The organism is Exiguobacterium sp. N4-1P (genome assembly GCF_002214325.1).
In genome coordinates, this window is record NZ_CP022236.1 from 1,090,458 (window position 1) to 1,108,535 (window position 18,078).

Below are 18,078 nucleotides of genomic sequence, written 5' to 3' on the forward strand. Positions count from 1 at the left end.
TTGACGCGACAAACTTGCTTTTTTTTTTCGGGTCTTTTACAGTAAGGTTACTATTAAAGTGCTCCGCGTTGAGTCAAAGAGAAAGAGGGATATTATGTTATCACAAGAACAACTCGATCGAATTAATGAACTTGCTAATAAATCAAAAGTCGAACCGTTAACGGAAGCTGAGACGGCGGAACAAAAAGAATTAAGAACGGCCTATTTAGAAGCATTTCGTGGTTCGTTCAAAAATCAAATGATGGGTATCAAAATCGTTGATGAAGAAGGAACGGATGTTACGCCTGAAAAATTGAAGCAAGCACAAGAAGAAGAACGCAATAAACAGTAAGCAAGTTTTGTATGAACGAAAGCTGCGTCGCTCAATCCGTGAGCGAGGTAGCTTTTTTAATGGGAAAATCAGTAATGTGTATCATGAAAGTCGCTTGAAAAGGGCAATAGAGAGCGCATTCATTTTAATGTGACATACTATTTAGAAAAGTTGTATCACATTTCTGTGTGTGCTAAAATGATATAGAATTTGTGAAAAAGAGAGAGGATGATTGTTTTGACGAACATGACAACAGTAGAATTATTAGCAGTAAATACGATTCGTACCTTATCAATTGATGCAGTACAAAAAGCGAACTCGGGCCACCCGGGAATGCCGATGGGTGCAGCACCGATGGCATTTACATTATGGGCGGATCATATGAACCACAACCCTAAAAATCCAGAATGGTTTAACCGTGACCGTTTTGTACTTTCAGCAGGACACGGTTCAATGCTTCTCTACTCACTCCTCCATTTATCAGGATACGACCTCGCGATGGATGACTTGAAGTCATTCCGTCAATGGAACTCAAAAACACCGGGTCACCCGGAATACCGTCACACAGCAGGTGTCGATGCGACGACTGGTCCACTCGGACAAGGCATCGCGATGGCTGTCGGGATGGCGATGGCAGAACGTCACCTCGAAGCCAAATACAACCGTGACGACTTAAACGTCGTCGATCACTTCACGTATGGAATTTGCGGAGACGGTGATTTAATGGAAGGTGTCTCTGCAGAAGCGGCTTCACTCGCAGGACATTTAGGTCTTGGTAAACTCGTCGTCCTGTATGATTCAAACGACATCTCGTTAGATGGTGACTTGGACAAGTCATTCTCTGAAAACGTCCAACAACGTTTTGAAGCATACAACTGGCAAGTCATCCGTGTTGAAGATGGAACGGATATCGATTCGATTTCAAAAGCACTCGACGCGGCGAAAGCGGAAACAACAAAACCGACATTGATCGAAGTCAAAACGGTTATCGGATTCGGTTCGCCGAACAAATCAGGGAAATCGGCTTCACACGGTGCACCACTCGGCGATGCGGAAATCAAGTTGACGAAAGCAAGCTACGTTTGGGATCATGAAGAATTCTATGTACCGGAAGAAGTCAAAGACTTGTTCGAGGAGCGCATCGAAAAACGTGGCGCTGATACAGAAGCAGCATGGACGGAAAAAATGGAGCAATACAAAGCAGCACATCCGGAATTGCACGCTGAGCTTGTTCAAGCGATCAACAATGAATTGCCGAGCAACTGGGAAGCAGATCTTCCGACATATGATCTGACATCGAAAAAAGCAACACGTCAGACGAGTGGGGAAGTCTTAAACGCTCTTGCGAAAAATATTCCATCAATCTTCGGTGGATCAGCTGACTTAGCTGGTTCGAACAACACGATGCTAAAAGGCGAAGCTGACTTCGATATCGATCCAAGCGGCCGTAACATTTGGTTCGGTGTCCGTGAGTTCGCGATGGCAGCAGCTGTCAACGGAATGGCACTTCACGGTGGCGTCATCCCTTACGGTGCGACATTCTTCGTCTTCTCAGATTACTTGCGCCCGGCAGTCCGTCTTGCAGCATTGATGGGGATTCAATCAATCTTCGTCTTGACGCATGACTCGATCGCAGTGGGAGAAGATGGTCCAACACACGAGCCAGTCGAACACTTGATGAGTTTCCGTGCGATGCCGAACTTGACGGTCTATCGTCCGGCAGACGGAAAAGAAACGATTGCCGCTTGGAAAACAGCTGTTCAATCGAAAAACAAACCGACGTTGCTCGTTATGACACGCCAAGGTTTACCTGAACTTGAAGGCACGACAGTCGAAGGTGCTGAAAAGGGTGGTTATGTCATCGCAGGTGACGTAAACACAGCAGATACAATCTTGATGGGAACGGGTTCAGAAGTTCACTTGCTCGTCGAAGCACAAAAACAACTGGGTGAAAAGGTTGCGGTCGTTTCACTTCCATCATGGGAGTTGTTCGAAGCGCAAACAGCTGAGTACAAAGAATCTGTCTTACCAAAACGGATCACGAAACGTCTTGCGATCGAAGCAGGCGCGTCACTCGGTTGGTACAAGTACGTGGGAACAGAAGGACAAGTCATCGGAATCGATCGTTTCGGCGCATCGGCTCCAGGAGACCTTCTATTAAAAGAGTACGGCATGTCTGTCGAAAATATCTTGGAAACAGTCAAGCAACTCGGATAAGTGGAACAGGTGCGCGTTCATGCGCACCTTTTTCATGCATTATCTATGCAAACGGTTAGAATTATAGTATAGTAAAAAGCGACGTTTTAAGTTAGAGGAGGAAGCAACTTGGCTACATGGATTTGGATTTTAATTGCCCTTCTTTGCTTGGTAGCAGGTGTCGCCCTTGGTTTCTATATCGCTCGTCGATACATGATGAACTATTTGGAGCAAAACCCGCCAATCAACGAAGATATGATTAAGACATTGATGATGCAAATGGGTCAAAAGCCATCACAAAAGAAAGTTAACCAAGTGATGCGTTCAATGAGTGGTTCGATGAAATCACCTAAAAAATAAGCAGTTTCAAAAGGAGACCCTTGTGGTCTCCTTTTTGTTTGCTATTTACTGGAAAGATGGCTAATCTAAAATGTGAGACTATTTAAAATACTCAATTGATTTGAAAAAGGGGGGGAGACTTGAATGGGAGTCTTCAAGAAATTGAGTTGGTTTTTCCGACTTGAATGGAAAGCATATAGCATCGGCATCATTTGTTTGATTTTTGTCGCAGGTCTCGAAGTGATTCCACCAAAAGTCATCGGGACGACGGTCAATGGATTAAGTGACGGTACATTGACGAAAGAGCGATTGTTTACACTCGCCGGGGTGCTCGTGTTGATCGGAGTCTCGACCTACGTCATCCGTTACTTTTGGCGTTTTTACATCTTCGGCGCATCGATCCGACTGGGCCGGTTGTTGCGGAGTCAGCTTTATGGTCACTTTTCAGATTTAGACCAATCGTTTTATAAGAAATATCGAAGTGGAGACTTAATGGCGCATGCGACGAATGATGTCCAAGCGGTTTCAATGACGGCAGGGGCAGGGATTTTGACGCTCGTCGATTCTGTGACAATGGGAAGTTTTGTCGTTGTCATGATGGTGACGACAATCAGTTGGAAACTGACGCTCGTTTCCCTTCTGCCGATGCCGTTGATGGTCTACTTGACATCGCGTTACGGAAAGATGCTGCATTCCCGTTTTCATGATGCACAGGAAGCCTTTTCTGACTTGAATGACAAAGTAGCAGAAAGTATCAGTGGCGTCCGTGTTTTAAAAGCAACGGGTGAAGTCGAGTCAGACGTGACGACATTCACGTCGTTATCGGACGATGTCGTTCAAAAAAACCGTCGTGTCGCGAAAATTGATGCGTTGTTTGATCCAACGATCTTTGGACTCGTCGGTTTATCGTATATCATCGCCGTCGGGTACGGAGCATATTTGTTACAACAAGGGGAAATCCGGATCGGTGACATCGTCGCCTTCACTACATACTTAGGTCTCTTGACGTGGCCGATGCTCGCATTCGGCTGGTTATTCAATATCGTCGAACGAGGACGTGCTTCGTATGACCGAATCGAACGGATGCTTGCCGTGGAGCCGGAAATTAAAGATGCGAAGGAAGCGGTGACGACCGTCGATTCACCACGACTCGATATCGCGATTGACCGTTTTATCTATGACACACAGCCGGTTCTCGAACAGATTGATGTCACACTCGAGCCTGGAAAGTCGCTCGGAATCGTCGGGCGGACAGGTGCTGGGAAGTCGACGTTTGTCCGGTTATTAACCCGCGAATATGATGTCAAACAAGGGGCTATTCGAATGGGAGGGCAAGATATTAAACAACTCCTCCGCGAAACGGTCCGGAAGCAGATCGCCGTCGTCCCGCAAGACCATTTCTTGTTCTCAGCATCGATTGCGGACAATATCGCTTTTGCGAAACCGGACGCTTCGATGGAACAAATCATGGAAGCAGCTCGTGTTGCTGCTGTCCATGACGATATTCTTGGTTTTAAAGAAGGCTACGCGACGATGGTTGGAGAACGCGGCGTGACGTTATCCGGTGGACAAAAACAACGGATTTCGATTGCCCGGGCGTTACTCGCCGACTGTCCGATTTTAGTGCTCGATGACGCGTTATCGGCCGTCGATGCGAAGACAGAAGAGGCGATCATCGATCATTTCCGCACGGCTGATAACGAACAGTCGCAAATCATCGTCGCCCATCGTTTGTCGGCCGTTTCCCATACGGACGAAATCATCGTTCTCGACGCGGGACGGATCATCGAACGGGGGACACATGAGCAGTTGTTGCGGCGAAAAGGCTGGTATAAAGAAACGTATGACCATCAACAACTCGAATCATTAGTTGAACAAGGGGGTGGACCGTTTGAATCATGATATCAATGAAAAAGACGTCTTGAAGCGTCTGCTTCGGTTTGTCGGTCCCTTTAAGAAACAAGTCTTTGTGGCGTTCCTTCTCTTATTGGTCACGACGGGTGCGAAACTCGGAGGACCTTATTTAGTTAAAATCTTCATTGACAACTATGTCACGACTGGTAATTATCCAGTCCAGGAAGTCGCCTTATTATTTAGTGCCTACCTCATCTTGCATACGACAGGGATTATCGTCGATTATTTGCAAGCATTTGAATTTCAAAAAATCGCGTTAAAAGTCATTCAGCGCTTACGGATTGATGTGTTTCGTCACGTCATGCACCTGCGACTCGCTTACTTTGACCGGACACCGGCTGGGCTTTTAGTCTCGCGGATCACGAATGATACGGAAGCGATCAAGGAACTCTACATCGGCGTCCTCTCGACGTTTGTCCAAAGTGGTGTCCAATTGATCGGAACTTATATCTTCCTCTATTTCTTGGACCCGACGCTTGCGACAATCGCACTTGTCTTACTGCCTGTATTTTATTTCGTCATCTGGATCTACCGCAAGTACTCGACGAAATATTATGCAGAAGTCCGCGATTTGTTATCGAAAATCAATGCGCAGTTAAATGAATCAATCAACGGGATGGCGATCATTCAGCAATTCCGCCAAGAAAAACGATTAATGGCGGAATTTGAAGAGACGAACGTCGCCCACCAAAATGGTCGTTATAAAAACTTAAAGCTCGACAGTTGGTTACTTCGTCCAATCATTGAACTGATGCTGGCGATTTCAATCGCGACACTCGTCACGTACTTTGGGTTCTTATCATTTACGGAGACGGTTCAAGTCGGTGTCGTCTATGCCTTCATCAGTTATCTTGAACGCATTTTCCAACCCGTTCAACAAATCATGCAACGGTTGTCTGAATTCCAACAGGCGATTGTTTCGGCCGACCGTGTGTTTAAAGTTCTCGATACGGATGAGCCGGAACCGACGAAAGGGTTGCCTGGTGCAGCGAGCGTCACGGATGGACATATCGTCTTTGAAGACGTGCGGTTCAGTTATGATGGAGAGACGGAAGTCTTGAAAGGGATTACCTTTGAAGCGAAAAAAGGACAGACGATTGCCCTTGTCGGTCAGACGGGAAGCGGGAAAAGTTCAATCATCAACATCTTAATGCGGTTTTATGCCTATCAGTCGGGACGAATTTTAATTGATGGAAAGCCGCTCGAACAGTTACCGGAAGATGAATTACGGCGTCACGTCGGACTTGTCCTGCAGGATTCGTTCCTCTTTACGGGAAGTGTCGCTGATAACATTCGGTTGTTTGACGATCGGATTTCGTTCGGAACCGTTGAAGAGGCGGCCCGTTTCGTTCAGGCGGATGGTTTCATTCACCAACTTGACGAGGGATACGATAGCCCGGTCGCCGAGCGCGGGGCAACGTTTTCAGCCGGGGAACGGCAATTGATTTCATTTGCAAGAACGATGGCGCGTGATCCGAAAATCTTAATCTTGGATGAAGCGACAAGTTCAATCGATACGGAGACGGAAGAGAAAGTCCAGACGGCATTGAAACGAATGCGGGAAGGGCGGACGACGATTGCAATCGCTCACCGGTTATCGACGATTCAGGACGCCGACTTGATTCTTGTGTTACATCAAGGGGAAGTCGTCGAACAAGGAAATCACCAAACGTTGATTGCGAAAGACGGACTCTATAAAAAAATGTATCAATTACAGTCGGGTCATGTGACTTCGATTACGTAAATGCACACAAAAAGGCCTGCCAGGCGATCTCGCCCGGCAGGTTTTGCTGTTACTTTTTTTAATTAGTAGACAGTTACTGTGACGTTTTGGCGTCCCCAGTTGATGGCTTCTTGTTGTGAACCAACGAGAAGGTCAAGTTTGTTACCTTGAATTGCGCCACCACGGTCAAGAACGATTGCTTCACCGATACCTGAAATGTGCATCCGTGTGCCGATCGGGTATTGTGAAGAAGCTGCTACGATACGCATACCATTGTACGTGATCGTGTTTGTTACATCATAACCGCTAGCAGTCAATGCACGACCGTTGTAAAGCTGACTACCGTTGCTTGATGGATCGTTCGTGTATGCACTTACGTTCATCGTCACTTTAGTACCAGACTTCGCTGAAGTCGTTTGTTTAGTTGCAGTAGCCGGTTTAGCTGCTGGTTTTGGTGCTGGCTTAGCTGCTGGTTTTGCTTCTGCTTTAGGAGCTGGAGCTGCTGAAGTTGAAGCAGTAGAACCAGAAAGTGTAGTGTAAGCACTATGCACATAGCGCGTTTTACCATCGATTGTTGTTTTAATCCAAGAACCGACTTTACTTTCTACGTTTACTGTTTCACCTTTATACAAGTTACCTACATCTTTCGAGTTCGTAGTAGGTTGTGTCCGAACGTTTAATACTGCCGTAGTGACTGTAGCTTTTTTAAAGTCGAATGATGAGGCAGCAGTAGTATATGCGCCATGTACATAACGTTTTTGGCCATTGATGCTTGTTTTAATCCATGCACCAGAACGTCCTTCGACATTTAATGTTTGCCCTTTATATACGTTACCTACGTCTGCTGATGCTGTTGTAGGTGCTGTGCGAACGTTGAGTACTGCTGTGTCTACTTTTACCGTCTCTGAGGCAGCCTCTGTCTCTTGGGCGAATCCTACTGATAGAGCCGTTGCTGCAAGTCCTGCAGCGAAAACTGCTTTTTTCATTATTGATGTCCTCCTGACATATGCTGTGTTTACTGTTCCTACTCTACACCCCGAAACCGGGTAGTGCGTTTACAGGTCAATGTCATTAAAGTTACAAAAGAGGTCAGTGTGACAAACAGATTGCAAAAAGCGTGTTTTTGTCATTAGTAGGTCATAAAGCATGGTTTTTAATTAGGTTCATAAGTCTTTATGCCTATACAAAGAATAAACGGAAGCAATTGTAATGTACAAAAGTCATGAATCAATCCCTTGTCTAAAAATAAGTTGAACCATCTTCTAATCAAACTGGAGGCGAAGTTTGAGAGAAGAAGGGGAGCATGACAATGAAAAAGCGATTGAACAAAAACAAACCCTCTGAATGGAAAGAGGGTTTGCTTAAAAAGGATTAGTGATCAAACAAGTACACTTAATGGAAGGTGCCACGAAATGACTGCATTGAATTTTCGTTTTATGTGAGGAGCCGCTCATTTGAAGAGCCAACGGCATAAGTTTGCATAATCCGTGTGTACTCGACTAATAACAGATCGAGTTCATGACTGAGCTTCAATACATGTGGGGAGGTGAAACTAGACCGATCTGCTTGAAGATACAGTTCGCTTCGTTTTGCTTCAATTGCTAAGGTCAGTAATTGTTGGCTTGTCATAGCAGTCTCCCTTACATTGGTGTCGTATCCATATTCTAGCAAGTGATTATTCGGAGTGCAACGAAATTTTAGTAAGATAAAGTAAATGTAATTTTTTTGTAATTTGAGAAGTCACGAATCTTTCTTATCTTTTGTGAGATAATAGGTGCTAAATGATGCGGAGTTTGGCAAAATAGAGAAGAACTTCTTCTTATAGAAAGGAGCTGCTGAAATGGAGCTCTCGTTGTGGTTAGCATTTGGGGCAGGGTTACTGTCATTCGTGTCTCCCTGTACGCTACCGTTGTATCCGGTATTTCTTTCGTACATTACCGGAGTATCTGTAACGGATTTAAAAGAAAAAGGTGTCCGGGAAAGACGTTCACTTTTCCATACACTCGCCTTTTTAGTCGGGTTCGCACTCGTATTCGTCGTCCTTGGATTATCGACGTCACTCTTTGCGGACGTCTTCATCACGTATCGCGATACATTACGGATGGTTGGGGCCCTCGTAATTTTCGTCTTCGGGATCGTCTTAGTCGGTTTATGGCAGCCGACGTTCTTGATGCGTGAAAAAAAAATGAATCTTGGTGAACGCAAGGGCGGTTACATCGGTACAGTCCTCGTCGGAATCGGATTTGCGGCAGGCTGGACACCCTGTACAGGTCCAATCCTTGCTGGTGTCATCGGTCTAGCGGCGACGAATCCGAGCCAAGGTATGCTCTACATGCTGTTTTATGTCCTTGGATTTTCGATCCCCTTCTTATTAATGGCCTTTTTTGTTGGACGTTCGAAACTCCTTGTCCAGTACAGTCTCAAAATGACGAAATTCGGTGGCGCCTTGATGATGGTCTTCGGAGTCATGTTGTATTTCAATGGCTTGAGTAAATTTGCGGCCTGGATGAGTGATATCGTTGGATTTACAGGATTTTAATCGAGGAAGTGATGAGATGATTTGGATATCAACAGGGGTTGCGCTCGTGATGGGGTTACTCATCAGCTTCATACGGGTGAAGGCGTCGGCGAAACCGACAAATGCCAAAAAGATTTTAATCCCTCCGTTCGCGATGTCGACCGGGATGTTGCAATTTTTATACCCGGCATCTCGTCTGACATGGACGGAGGTCGCGGAAGCATTGATTGTCGGGATGATTTTCAGTGTCTTCTTGATTAAGACGTCAAATTTTTATGAAGCAGAAGGTCAAATTTATTTGCAACGTTCAAAAGCATTTTTTATCGTCTTATTCGGAATCTTACTCGTACGGACGGTCGCAAAATTTGTGATCGGGGGTCAAATCGATATTTTTGAGACAGGTGGAATTTTCTATCTCGTCGCGTTCGGAATGATCGTCCCGTGGCGAATCGCCATGTATCTGAAGTACAAACAAGTTAAGTCGGGGATTGTTCCCGTCGAACATTTACCACAATCATGAAAAATGACCGTCTTGTCCGATTTAATGGACAAGGCGGTCATTTTTTGAATACATCACATAGAATCTCGTTCACTCAGAGTAGATTGATTCTGCCATCATTAACGTTGGAAGTAGAGTTCGTATTCACGCCAATCGATTGCGTGTTCTTTTAAGGCTTTTTTCAAAAAATTATGATCACGTTTCGGAGTCGCTGAAATATATCCTTTGACGACAAGCTCTGACGTCATGACTGAAGCACGTTCTTCAAGTGCGAACTGACCGATCCGTCCGGCAATTTTCCGCCGTGCGACGTCACGAAACGCCGCCGGAACAGGCATGACGAGGGCATTCAATAACTCCATTGTCTCGTCCGTCCACAAGTGTCGTGTTTGGTCGATGTACTCATCTTCCCAATCCATCATCGATTTGCCGTCTTCTTTCGGGAGTTTTTTTAAGAACTTCCGGAACATGAAGAAGCCGCCAATCGCCATTAGTGTAATCATGATAAAGCCCCAGAGCAAAATTCCGTTCATGAACCATGCCATCCGTGACTCATCCCCCTTTCAACATCATTTATAGATTAGCATAAATGGTTTTCTCATGCTATGATGAATGACGGAGAAAGTGAGGAGAAGAGATGTTACAGCCATATGTACAATTAGATGAATCCGGACGACCGCAAAAGGGGAACTTACCCGAGACAGCAGACGGTCGCGTCGTCGAATTTTATTATGATACGAGTGGAACGGAAATCACGGTCGTATTCGTGACAATTCCTGCTTTTGATGCCAGTCGCAAGCGGGCATTTACCGTCGGGAAGACGTTTAAGACGATCTCGACTCTTGAAGATTTTACATTAGTGAAATATGACCTTATAGATCATCAGATCCTCGCGACACTTGAAATGTTCGCCGATGGATCGAAGCGCCAAATCGACGCTTCGAGATTGCTCGACTATTAAAAAAAGAAGGAGACGCGGATTGCCGCGACTCCTTCTTTTTATTTCGCGTTCAGCGTGATTTGATCATGGTCAAGCTCGGCGATCCCGCCAATCGGGAACGTAAATAAAGGTTCCGTGTGACCGAAATCCGCATTCGCGATGACGGGGATTGTTTTAAGTTGCGGGTAGAGACTGACGAGATAACGTAAATGTTCTTCCGTCATCTTCGTTGTCAGTTGGAACCGGCCGAAGACGATCCCGCGGATTTCGTCAGCGCCCGGTTGTGCCAGTAACGAAGCAAAATCACGGGCAAACGTCGCCGGATGGACTTCGTAGTCGTCTTCTAAGAAAAGGACGGCTTGACGTAAATCGGGGAAAAACGGTGTTCCTTGTAATAAGTTCAACGTACAAAGGTTCCCCCCGAGAATCCGACCACTCGCTTTTCCACTCGCTAAAACGAGGTGCCCGTCGTTCAACGACGTGACGGTCCGGCCGTCAAACCAGTCATGCCAGTTGACGCTCGGACGAACGGAGATCGCTTGGACGTCGAAGAACATTTTTTTGAAGTAGTCGAGCGTATAGGCGTCACGCGAACTGAGTGCGCGTAGCATCGGTCCTGAGTAGGTGACGAGACCTGTTTTTGTGAAAATCGCATTACTGAGCGCCGTAATGTCAGAGAACCCGCAAAGAATCTTCGGGTGGGTCCGAATCAAATCGTAGTCGAGTCCCGCAAGCAATTCGTTTGAACTGAAGCCACCGCGTACGCAAAGAATCGCGTTGACGTCGCTGTCGGCGAAAGCGGCATGTAAATCGTCGATTCGGCAAGCCGGGTCGCTCGAACCGAACGGATTGACGGCGCGGGCATGTTGACTGATTGAGACGCGGAGTCCGAGCGTTTCTAACAGTTCGATGGCGTCATTAATGATTTTTTCATCGACACTCGCTAAGCTCGAAGCAGGCGCAAGGAGACGGACATGCGAACCTGCCTTTAGTTTATCCGGAGTAATCGGCGTCAACTGGCTTTCGATACACTCGATCCGGTTTCCGAACGGATCCTCCGTAAACAATCGCCGGCGCGGTGCAAGCCGATCGTCAAACGTGACCGGGTGACCGGCTTTATTCAAGCGCTCGGCGACACCATCCAAGTCGGGAAACGTAAGGCCGGGATGTGCTTTTTTAGCCGGCTGAAAATTTTGTTCGATGCCAACGTGAATCGCTGCAGCGTGACTTGTAAACCAAACGCCACCCGTCGCACGGACACCGACGGGCTTTTCGACTTCTTTCATATGTAATAGCCCGGCATAAAAAGCCCGGGTCGCATCTTCTGAAGCAGGTGGCGCAGCTAACTGAACATGATCAAGCATGACGACACTTCCTTTCGTGGTGCATCAACCGACAAATTGTGTGACCCGTTTAAGTTCACGTTCGACAAAGTCTAGATAGAAGGAACCGTCAATGCGGTGGTCAAGACTTTGGGCAATTTCATAAATATTCGAACGGAGCAATCCGAGATAACCGGCTTCTTCTTTACGGGCTGATCGGTAAGAGGCTGCGTAATGAGCGAGTAAGAACTGAAGGTAGCCGCGATCTGTCAAAAGCGGAATCAATTGTTTTTTCTCTTCCATCGACCAGACGTAATTCGGGTTGTAATACATTTCGGCATAAAGGTGATACGGTTCGTCACCACCTGTGAAGAGCGGCTTGACGCGGCGTACTTCTTGTGTGAGTTTCTCCATCCAATCGAATCGGTCCTGTTTACGACTGATGAACAATGGCAAGATGTACGGATGTGCCTGGTCCGGCATCCGTGAACAACCGCGCTCGTGTCGGATTGCTGCATACAATAGAAGTGCCCGGTCTTCGAAACCACGTTCAATCGCATACGTCATCCGGCTGAATCCTTCACACGACGGACAATCACTCAGTTCATCGGAAGGGGCATCAATCCATTCTTCCAAGTATTGATCCGCTTGTTCTTCGTCACCAAGTTTACTGTAAATCATGAAACCGATATAATCACGGGTCCGCGCAAATCCGTTGGCGTCACAAAAGTCGCTAAAACGTTCATAATCCGCCTCTAACAAAGCGATCGAGACGTCTTCTTGTTCAGCGGCATAAATCAAATACGATTTATAGTTCCAGTACAGGTCAAGCTCCTGTTTATGTGTCAGTGTCAGTTCGTCCTTACGAATCCAGTCCATCAATAATGAAAACGAGACGAGGAACGAGCGGAAATGTCCGAGATCAAACTGGTTTTGAGAAAAGGTCCATAATGCTAAGGGGCGAAGTGAATCGTCGGTCGTATCTTCAAAAATCGTCCAAAGTGATTCGCCACGTTCGAGTGACGGATTTTCCTCTTTCAATCGAAGATATAGGCTATTGAGTTCTTCATGAGGGTTCATCTGTACCCCTCCTTTCTTATATGAGTATACCACGCAGCGGATGAGAAATCGTTGATGATGCGGGCGCAACAAAAAATGATTCCGCTACGCATCAATTGCGTCTCGGAATCATTTCAAGAATTTGTGGATGCAGTTCATTTGCCGGATGCAATAAATCCTGGATCGTATAACTATTAAGTACCTGATGGAACGCTTCAATCGCTTCATCAAAGGCAGTTCGTGCAGGGTCAAGAGATGGATGTTCCACCATTCCCTCTTGCGGGTCCAAAAAATGAGTCGTTGGTTCGAACAATTGTACGACGTCACCGAGATAAATTTCATCCGGAGGACTTGCTAAGCGAAATCCACCACCACGACCACGGACAGAATGAATCAGACCATTTTGTCCTAAACGATAGACGACTTTCATCAGATGATTTTTAGAAATGTCGTAACAATCCGCTACTTCCTGGATTCGGACAAGTCGATCCGCATGTGTGCCTGCAAATAAAAGCGACCGGATCGCATAGTCCGTATAACGTGTCATGCGCATATATATCACCTACTTATCCTAGATTCTAAAATGGATAGGAAGGAAGAACAAGTTTAAATATGTTGTATAAAACAAGTATTTTTTATACCTTTTTTGAAGATTGTTTTTATCTAGGGGTTCGGGCATAATGAGGGGGGAAAGGTAGGTCATGGTATGCATTTTGATCAAGCATTACACCTCTTACAAAAGATGGGTCCGGAAGTGGATAAACGCGGTTTCCGCATCGCGAGCCGGTTTTATGATCAGTTAGAAAAAAATCATAGCCGACAGCTTGAACAAATGGGACAGCAGGACATGCGTTTACAAAATCGTGAACTTCGGATTTTACGCCTCAGTCGCCTGTTGCATCATGTGACGAACCAACAAGAACCGAGTGAGTTGTTTAAACTCATTTTACTCGAAGAAATCAATCAAACGAAATCGTTCATTCTGTCTTACCCAGAAATCGTCAGTCAGGAGATCCTGCTCGCCGTGCAATGGGAATTTGAGCTTGAAGCGACAGACCCGTTGCTCGAGGCATGGTCTGTCGTCCATCACCAACTCGTTGATACGTGTCGTCACTTTTGCAAATATTCATCAAACGCAGACTGGAGACAACTCGAAGTGTTGTTGATTGCAGAAACACATCATTTAGGTGCTGTCATTGACGAAGCAAGGTATGCTTTGACGAATCATCGGAAAACGACGCTTGTCCATTTTAACGACATGAAGGCGCTCTCGGCTAAGTTGATGATGACACTCGAAGGACTTATTCAAAAGGGACTTGTTTTCCATACTATGCACCAAAATAGTACGGATGAAGGGGCGGTTGAATTTTTAGAGATGATTGCAAGCGACGACCCGATCGTATTCGTCAGTGGATCGAGTCGGTTCATCGCGGATGTGCAAAGGACGCTGGAACCGCTACCGGTTATCTTTGGTCCATTTGTCGCAGATAATGCATTGCCGTCTTAATGAAGGATTGCCTGAATCGAGTTATTTCAGGTACGAGAGCGGATACCCCGATGTTTTCGAGGGATGTCCGCTTTTTTTGTCGAATTAGCGTTGCTCGTGCGTAAGCTGGTTGGAACAGCGGACTTTTTCAGCTGAAAGAGGAGAACTGATCGTTTTTCTTGAAAGGTATTAAAAGTATCAATGCCGGAGTATTCTTTCAAACTTTCAGGAGGGGTGACATGATTAACATCGAGAATCTGACGCAACAGTTTTCAAACGGAAAAGGAATTTTTGATGTCACGATCAATGTGGAGAAAGGCGAAGTATTCGGTTTTCTCGGACCGAACGGTAGCGGAAAATCAACGACGATTCGCCATTTGATGGGATATATGAAGCCGCAACGCGGGCGGGCGACGATAAAAGGGATCGATACGTGGGCAAATCAGGCGCAAGCGCGAAGTCACGTCGGTTATTTACCCGGCGAAATGGCGTTCCTCGACGGAATGACAGGGCTTGCATTCCTCAACATGATGGCCGGTATGCAAGGATCAGACAATCCGGACAGACGTGACGAGTTGATTAAAAAGCTCCAATTCAACCCGAACACACCGATTCGCAAGATGTCAAAAGGAATGAAGCAAAAGATTGGGATCGTCGCGACATTCATGCATGACCCGGAAATCTATATCCTCGACGAACCGACGTCGGGACTCGATCCATTGATGCAGAACTTGTTCATCGAACTCGTCCTTGAAGAAAAAGCACGTGGCAAGACCTTCTTGATGTCGTCTCATAGTTTTGCTGAAATCGAGCGGACATGCGACCGGGCAGCGATTATTCGTGACGGAAAAATCGTCGCGACAAAAAATATTCATGAGTTGCAGACGATGCAACGAAAATCATTTAACGTCACGCTCGATGAAGAAGTGGCTGTAGCCGCTCTGCTTGCTTCCGCCTTGACGACGGAGCGAATCGACGTGCGGACGGTCCGGGTCGAACTCCGTGGGAATTATGATTTACTCATCCAAACGCTCGCCCCGTATCACGTCAAGAACATCAGTGCCGATGACCAAAGCTTGGAACAAATTTTTATGGATTATTATAATCAAAAGGAGTTGGGGAAATGAATCTCGCCCTTTATCGTCATATGATGCAGCTCCATCTGAAGATGTTTTTTGGTTTCGGGGTCGGCTCAGCCATGTATGTCACGTTGATTACCTCCCTTTATCCGTTGCTCGACGACAACATGGAACAGATTGACGACATGATGCAGATCTTACCGGAGGGAATGATGCGGGCATTCGGAATGGAGTCGATCAGCAACTACGGTCAATTCATCTCGGCCGAATACTATGGTCTATTTTATCTTTTAATCCTGGGTGTCTTTAGCGTGATGGTCGCGATTCAACTCGTCGCACGGCTCGTCGACCGCGGTTCGATGGCCTATCTTTTATCGACGCAGGTCTCACGAACGAAAGTCATCGTCACACAAATGCTCGTCTTAATCAGTGGTTTAATTGTGATTCATGTTTTGACATTCGCAGGCGGGGCGCTCGCAGCACGGTTCTTAATCGATACGGACCGAATCGCACTCACTGAGTTTTTCCAAATCAACTACGTCGGGTTTTGCTTATTTTTAGCCGTCAGCGGTTATTCGTTCTTGATTTCCTGTTTGTTCAACGATGAAAAAAATGCTTTTGCGGTCGCGGGTGGGATAACTTTTCTATTTTACGGGATGAACATGATGGGGAAAATTGTCACGAAAATCGACTGGATTCGGCATTTTACGCCGTTTTCGCTTTATGAACCCGGAAAAATCGCCAGTGGGGAAGGAGAGGTCCTCGTCTCAGTAATCATTTTAATCTTGATTGGTCTGCTGAGCTATGGTCTTGCCATCGTCCTTTTCCGGAAACGAAACTTGCCGTTGTGAGGAATGAATCGAAGGGGGGAGACGAAAATCACCTTCGGCTTGCCTGTCTCTTGAGCAGCGTGCGTTTAGTCGCTTTTTCCCGATGAAACTAACGGAAATGGGGAGATTTGAAGACGAGTCGAGGAAGAGCGTTCCGCCCTAAACATAAGAAACAGGGACCTCTTCTTTCTAAAACAGTAAAAGGCGCATTCGACTTTTCGTCAGATGCGCCTTTTTAAAATAAACGTTAACTTACGCCGACTCGGACAACCGTTTCGCACGGCGAATCGAACGATCGAGTGCCAAGTAGACAAGTCCAGATAAACAACACGCGACCCCGATGGCGCCAAGCGCATAGTCGCCGTGACCGGATTCGAGGAACAACGACCCGAGGAGCGGTGCCGTTACGCCACCAATCAACCACTGCACGCTCGCGGCACCATTATACGTTCCCCGTAAGTGAACCGGCGCGATTAAAGCGATGAACGTCATTTGGACCGGTGACATGATCATTTCGCCGATGGTATAAAGGGCATAAATGACGAGTAAGAGAATGACGATGACGATATAATCCGTTCCGAGCGAGAAGAAGTAGGACGGGACGAAGGCGAGTAAAATCATGCCGAGTCCGAAGACGCTTGCGCCGAGTAACATGACTTTCCCGAACGATTTCCCGGATAGCTTCGCAGCAATCGGAAATTGGAACAAGACGACCATGATGCCGTTCAGTCCCATCAAGTACGGGAAAGGATTTTTTTCGTCCGGTAATCCCGGTAAGGCTTCTTTTAAGAAGACGGGTAGCATGTTTTCGACGAGCGTGAAGCCCATCGAGATGAAGACACCAGCCGCAATGAAGATTAAAAAGACATGGTCCTTTCGTAAGACAGTCAGTGAAGAAAGTTGTGGTGTATCCACCGGATGCTCAATTTTTTCAGGCTTCGTCTCACCGATGAACAGCAGGAGGACGAGGGCATAAAGTACATAAACAATAGCTGCTCCATAGAAAATCAAGGACCGATCGATGAAGAGGACGGCACTGCCGATCAATGGACCGAACGCAGCCCCGATGTTATGTCCCATCCGTAAGAGACCAAACGATTCGTTTAATCGTTCCGGTGGCGTGACATCAGCGACCATTGCGCTCGCTGCCGGGTGGAACAGAGAATTCGTCAGGCCGAGCGTCGCATTTAAGATAAGCAACGGCCAAAATGTATCGGCAAACGTAAAACCGATTAGGGCGAGCGCATCCCCGACGATGGCGATGACCATCAACGGTTTGCGGCCGTAAATGTCGGCGAGGTGCCCTCCGAGGAAAGAGCCGAATAAAGCGGCAATCGGCCCGATCGCCATGATGACGCCGACGAGGAGGTACGAATCGAGTTGATCGGCGTAATAGAGTACAAGAAATGGTGCAATCATGAACATCATGATACCGGTTAACGTTTCCCCGACGAACCGGATCCAGATGTTACGGTCGAGCAGTTTTAATGAGTTGAACATAAATAAAACCCCTTATTATTCCGTTTTTTGACAATAGAAAAGACGGATACGCACAAATATGGGCATACCCGTCCTGATATAAGGGGGCAGCATGTACGTATACGCATACGCACACCCTGCTTAATTTTTAAAAAAATTAAACGATTGGGTGACGTACAATGATCGCAGATGAGTTTGATACCTGAATCTGTCGCTGTGCTTGTGGCTGTTTCATGTGTACGTCTCCTCCTTCTAGTTAGTTAACTTCCTCGTCATCTTATAGAACATCAGGACGAGTTGTCAACTAAAAATCTGAAAATTGAGTCAATCGTGTGAAATAGACGAATAGCTGAAAATTCGGTATGATAGATTAGTTGCGAAAAA

General features: G+C 46.4%; 18 protein-coding genes. 11 read left to right on the forward strand and 7 right to left on the reverse strand.

The window, feature by feature from the left end:
* The first annotated feature begins 94 nt into the window (after nucleotides 1–94).
* The 5 genes from A0126_RS05530 (at nucleotide 95) to A0126_RS05550 (ending at nucleotide 6,503) form a co-directional block, all read left to right on the forward strand.
* Nucleotides 95–331, forward strand: coding sequence for a DUF896 domain-containing protein (locus tag A0126_RS05530; RefSeq protein WP_029333302.1), 237 nt, complete (start codon nucleotides 95–97; stop codon nucleotides 329–331).
* 207 nt (nucleotides 332–538) lie between these two features.
* Nucleotides 539–2,527 (forward strand): transketolase, encoded by a 1,989-nt coding sequence (gene tkt / locus A0126_RS05535; RefSeq protein WP_088836762.1) that lies wholly within the window; start codon nucleotides 539–541, stop codon nucleotides 2,525–2,527.
* 108 nt (nucleotides 2,528–2,635) lie between these two features.
* Nucleotides 2,636–2,866, forward strand: coding sequence for a YneF family protein (locus A0126_RS05540; RefSeq protein ID WP_012370001.1), 231 nt, complete (start codon nucleotides 2,636–2,638; stop codon nucleotides 2,864–2,866).
* A 123-nt stretch (nucleotides 2,867–2,989) separates the two neighbouring features.
* Nucleotides 2,990–4,747, forward strand: a complete 1,758-nt coding sequence (locus A0126_RS05545) for an ABC transporter transmembrane domain-containing protein (protein WP_029333305.1) — start codon at nucleotides 2,990–2,992, stop codon at nucleotides 4,745–4,747.
* Nucleotides 4,737–6,503, forward strand: a complete 1,767-nt coding sequence (locus A0126_RS05550) for an ABC transporter ATP-binding protein (RefSeq protein ID WP_088836763.1) — start codon at nucleotides 4,737–4,739, stop codon at nucleotides 6,501–6,503. The genes A0126_RS05545 and A0126_RS05550 overlap by 11 nt, the downstream gene beginning before the upstream one ends.
* A 62-nt stretch (nucleotides 6,504–6,565) precedes the next feature.
* Here A0126_RS05550 and A0126_RS05555 read toward each other — a convergent pair whose 3' ends face one another.
* Together A0126_RS05555 and A0126_RS05560 are read right to left on the reverse strand one after the other, a co-directional pair.
* Nucleotides 6,566–7,468 (reverse strand): SH3 domain-containing protein, encoded by a 903-nt coding sequence (locus tag A0126_RS05555; RefSeq protein WP_088836764.1) that lies wholly within the window; start codon nucleotides 7,466–7,468, stop codon nucleotides 6,566–6,568.
* Nucleotides 7,469–7,916: 448 nt separating this feature from the next.
* Nucleotides 7,917–8,111 carry an aspartyl-phosphate phosphatase Spo0E family protein gene (locus A0126_RS05560; RefSeq protein WP_029333310.1) on the reverse strand — a complete coding sequence of 65 codons (195 nt, stop codon included), beginning with the start codon at nucleotides 8,109–8,111 and terminating at the stop codon, nucleotides 7,917–7,919.
* 211 nt (nucleotides 8,112–8,322) lie between these two features.
* Here A0126_RS05560 and A0126_RS05565 point away from each other — a divergent pair, with 211 nt between their 5' ends.
* Complete coding sequence (locus A0126_RS05565) at nucleotides 8,323–9,021, forward strand: cytochrome c biogenesis CcdA family protein (RefSeq protein WP_088836765.1); 699 nt, start codon at nucleotides 8,323–8,325, stop codon at nucleotides 9,019–9,021.
* A 16-nt stretch (nucleotides 9,022–9,037) separates the two neighbouring features.
* Nucleotides 9,038–9,520, forward strand: a complete 483-nt coding sequence (locus tag A0126_RS05570) for a CcdC family protein (protein ID WP_029333313.1) — start codon at nucleotides 9,038–9,040, stop codon at nucleotides 9,518–9,520.
* A 98-nt stretch (nucleotides 9,521–9,618) separates the two neighbouring features.
* Here the strand turns inward: A0126_RS05570 and A0126_RS05575 are convergent, their stop codons facing one another.
* On the reverse strand, nucleotides 9,619–10,044 hold the full coding sequence (locus A0126_RS05575) for a DUF2621 family protein (RefSeq protein ID WP_088836766.1): 426 nt from the start codon (nucleotides 10,042–10,044) through the stop codon (nucleotides 9,619–9,621).
* A gap of 92 nt (nucleotides 10,045–10,136) precedes the next feature.
* Between A0126_RS05575 and A0126_RS05580 the strand changes: the two genes are divergently transcribed.
* Nucleotides 10,137–10,460, forward strand: a complete 324-nt coding sequence (locus A0126_RS05580; protein ID WP_029333315.1) for a hypothetical protein — start codon at nucleotides 10,137–10,139, stop codon at nucleotides 10,458–10,460.
* 38 nt (nucleotides 10,461–10,498) lie between these two features.
* Here the strand turns inward: A0126_RS05580 and A0126_RS05585 are convergent, their stop codons facing one another.
* The 3 genes from A0126_RS05585 to A0126_RS05595 form a co-directional block, all read right to left on the reverse strand.
* Nucleotides 10,499–11,803 (reverse strand): VOC family protein, encoded by a 1,305-nt coding sequence (locus tag A0126_RS05585; protein ID WP_088836767.1) that lies wholly within the window; start codon nucleotides 11,801–11,803, stop codon nucleotides 10,499–10,501.
* A gap of 24 nt (nucleotides 11,804–11,827) precedes the next feature.
* Nucleotides 11,828–12,841 (reverse strand): hypothetical protein, encoded by a 1,014-nt coding sequence (locus A0126_RS05590; RefSeq protein ID WP_029333318.1) that lies wholly within the window; start codon nucleotides 12,839–12,841, stop codon nucleotides 11,828–11,830.
* 91 nt (nucleotides 12,842–12,932) lie between these two features.
* On the reverse strand, nucleotides 12,933–13,373 hold the full coding sequence (locus A0126_RS05595; RefSeq protein WP_088836768.1) for an RrF2 family transcriptional regulator: 441 nt from the start codon (nucleotides 13,371–13,373) through the stop codon (nucleotides 12,933–12,935).
* Nucleotides 13,374–13,526: 153 nt separating this feature from the next.
* On the opposite strand from A0126_RS05595, the gene A0126_RS05600 reads away from it, so the two are divergent.
* The 3 genes from A0126_RS05600 (at nucleotide 13,527) to A0126_RS05610 (ending at nucleotide 16,236) form a co-directional block, all read left to right on the forward strand.
* Nucleotides 13,527–14,327 (forward strand): hypothetical protein, encoded by an 801-nt coding sequence (locus A0126_RS05600; RefSeq protein WP_088836769.1) that lies wholly within the window; start codon nucleotides 13,527–13,529, stop codon nucleotides 14,325–14,327.
* Between the two features lie 218 nt (nucleotides 14,328–14,545).
* A complete protein-coding gene (locus tag A0126_RS05605; protein WP_088836770.1) occupies nucleotides 14,546–15,433 on the forward strand; it encodes an ABC transporter ATP-binding protein in 888 nt (295 codons plus the stop codon).
* Nucleotides 15,430–16,236 carry an ABC transporter permease subunit gene (locus tag A0126_RS05610; protein WP_088836771.1) on the forward strand — a complete coding sequence of 269 codons (807 nt, stop codon included), beginning with the start codon at nucleotides 15,430–15,432 and terminating at the stop codon, nucleotides 16,234–16,236. Before A0126_RS05605 ends, A0126_RS05610 begins: the two co-directional genes overlap by 4 nt.
* 231 nt (nucleotides 16,237–16,467) lie before the next feature.
* Here A0126_RS05610 and A0126_RS05615 read toward each other — a convergent pair whose 3' ends face one another.
* On the reverse strand, nucleotides 16,468–17,715 hold the full coding sequence (locus tag A0126_RS05615; RefSeq protein ID WP_088836772.1) for an MDR family MFS transporter: 1,248 nt from the start codon (nucleotides 17,713–17,715) through the stop codon (nucleotides 16,468–16,470).
* Nucleotides 17,716–18,078: the final 363 nt, after the last annotated feature.

Coding starts and splice junctions, on each gene's coding strand:
- A0126_RS05585 (WP_088836767.1), bottom strand. CDS start 11,803: ATGCTTGATCATGTTCAGTTAGCTGCGCCACCTGCTTCAGAAGATGCG.
- A0126_RS05555 (WP_088836764.1), bottom strand. CDS start 7,468: ATGAAAAAAGCAGTTTTCGCTGCAGGACTTGCAGCAACGGCTCTATCA.
- A0126_RS05605 (WP_088836770.1), top strand. CDS start 14,546: ATGATTAACATCGAGAATCTGACGCAACAGTTTTCAAACGGAAAAGGA.
- A0126_RS05570 (WP_029333313.1), top strand. CDS start 9,038: ATGATTTGGATATCAACAGGGGTTGCGCTCGTGATGGGGTTACTCATC.
- A0126_RS05580 (WP_029333315.1), top strand. CDS start 10,137: ATGTTACAGCCATATGTACAATTAGATGAATCCGGACGACCGCAAAAG.
- A0126_RS05590 (WP_029333318.1), bottom strand. CDS start 12,841: ATGAACCCTCATGAAGAACTCAATAGCCTATATCTTCGATTGAAAGAG.
- A0126_RS05615 (WP_088836772.1), bottom strand. CDS start 17,715: ATGTTCAACTCATTAAAACTGCTCGACCGTAACATCTGGATCCGGTTC.
- A0126_RS05530 (WP_029333302.1), top strand. CDS start 95: ATGTTATCACAAGAACAACTCGATCGAATTAATGAACTTGCTAATAAA.
- A0126_RS05560 (WP_029333310.1), bottom strand. CDS start 8,111: ATGACAAGCCAACAATTACTGACCTTAGCAATTGAAGCAAAACGAAGC.
- A0126_RS05575 (WP_088836766.1), bottom strand. CDS start 10,044: ATGGCATGGTTCATGAACGGAATTTTGCTCTGGGGCTTTATCATGATT.
- A0126_RS05545 (WP_029333305.1), top strand. CDS start 2,990: ATGGGAGTCTTCAAGAAATTGAGTTGGTTTTTCCGACTTGAATGGAAA.
- A0126_RS05600 (WP_088836769.1), top strand. CDS start 13,527: ATGCATTTTGATCAAGCATTACACCTCTTACAAAAGATGGGTCCGGAA.
- A0126_RS05610 (WP_088836771.1), top strand. CDS start 15,430: ATGAATCTCGCCCTTTATCGTCATATGATGCAGCTCCATCTGAAGATG.
- A0126_RS05565 (WP_088836765.1), top strand. CDS start 8,323: ATGGAGCTCTCGTTGTGGTTAGCATTTGGGGCAGGGTTACTGTCATTC.
- tkt (WP_088836762.1), top strand. CDS start 539: ATGATTGTTTTGACGAACATGACAACAGTAGAATTATTAGCAGTAAAT.
- A0126_RS05595 (WP_088836768.1), bottom strand. CDS start 13,373: ATGCGCATGACACGTTATACGGACTATGCGATCCGGTCGCTTTTATTT.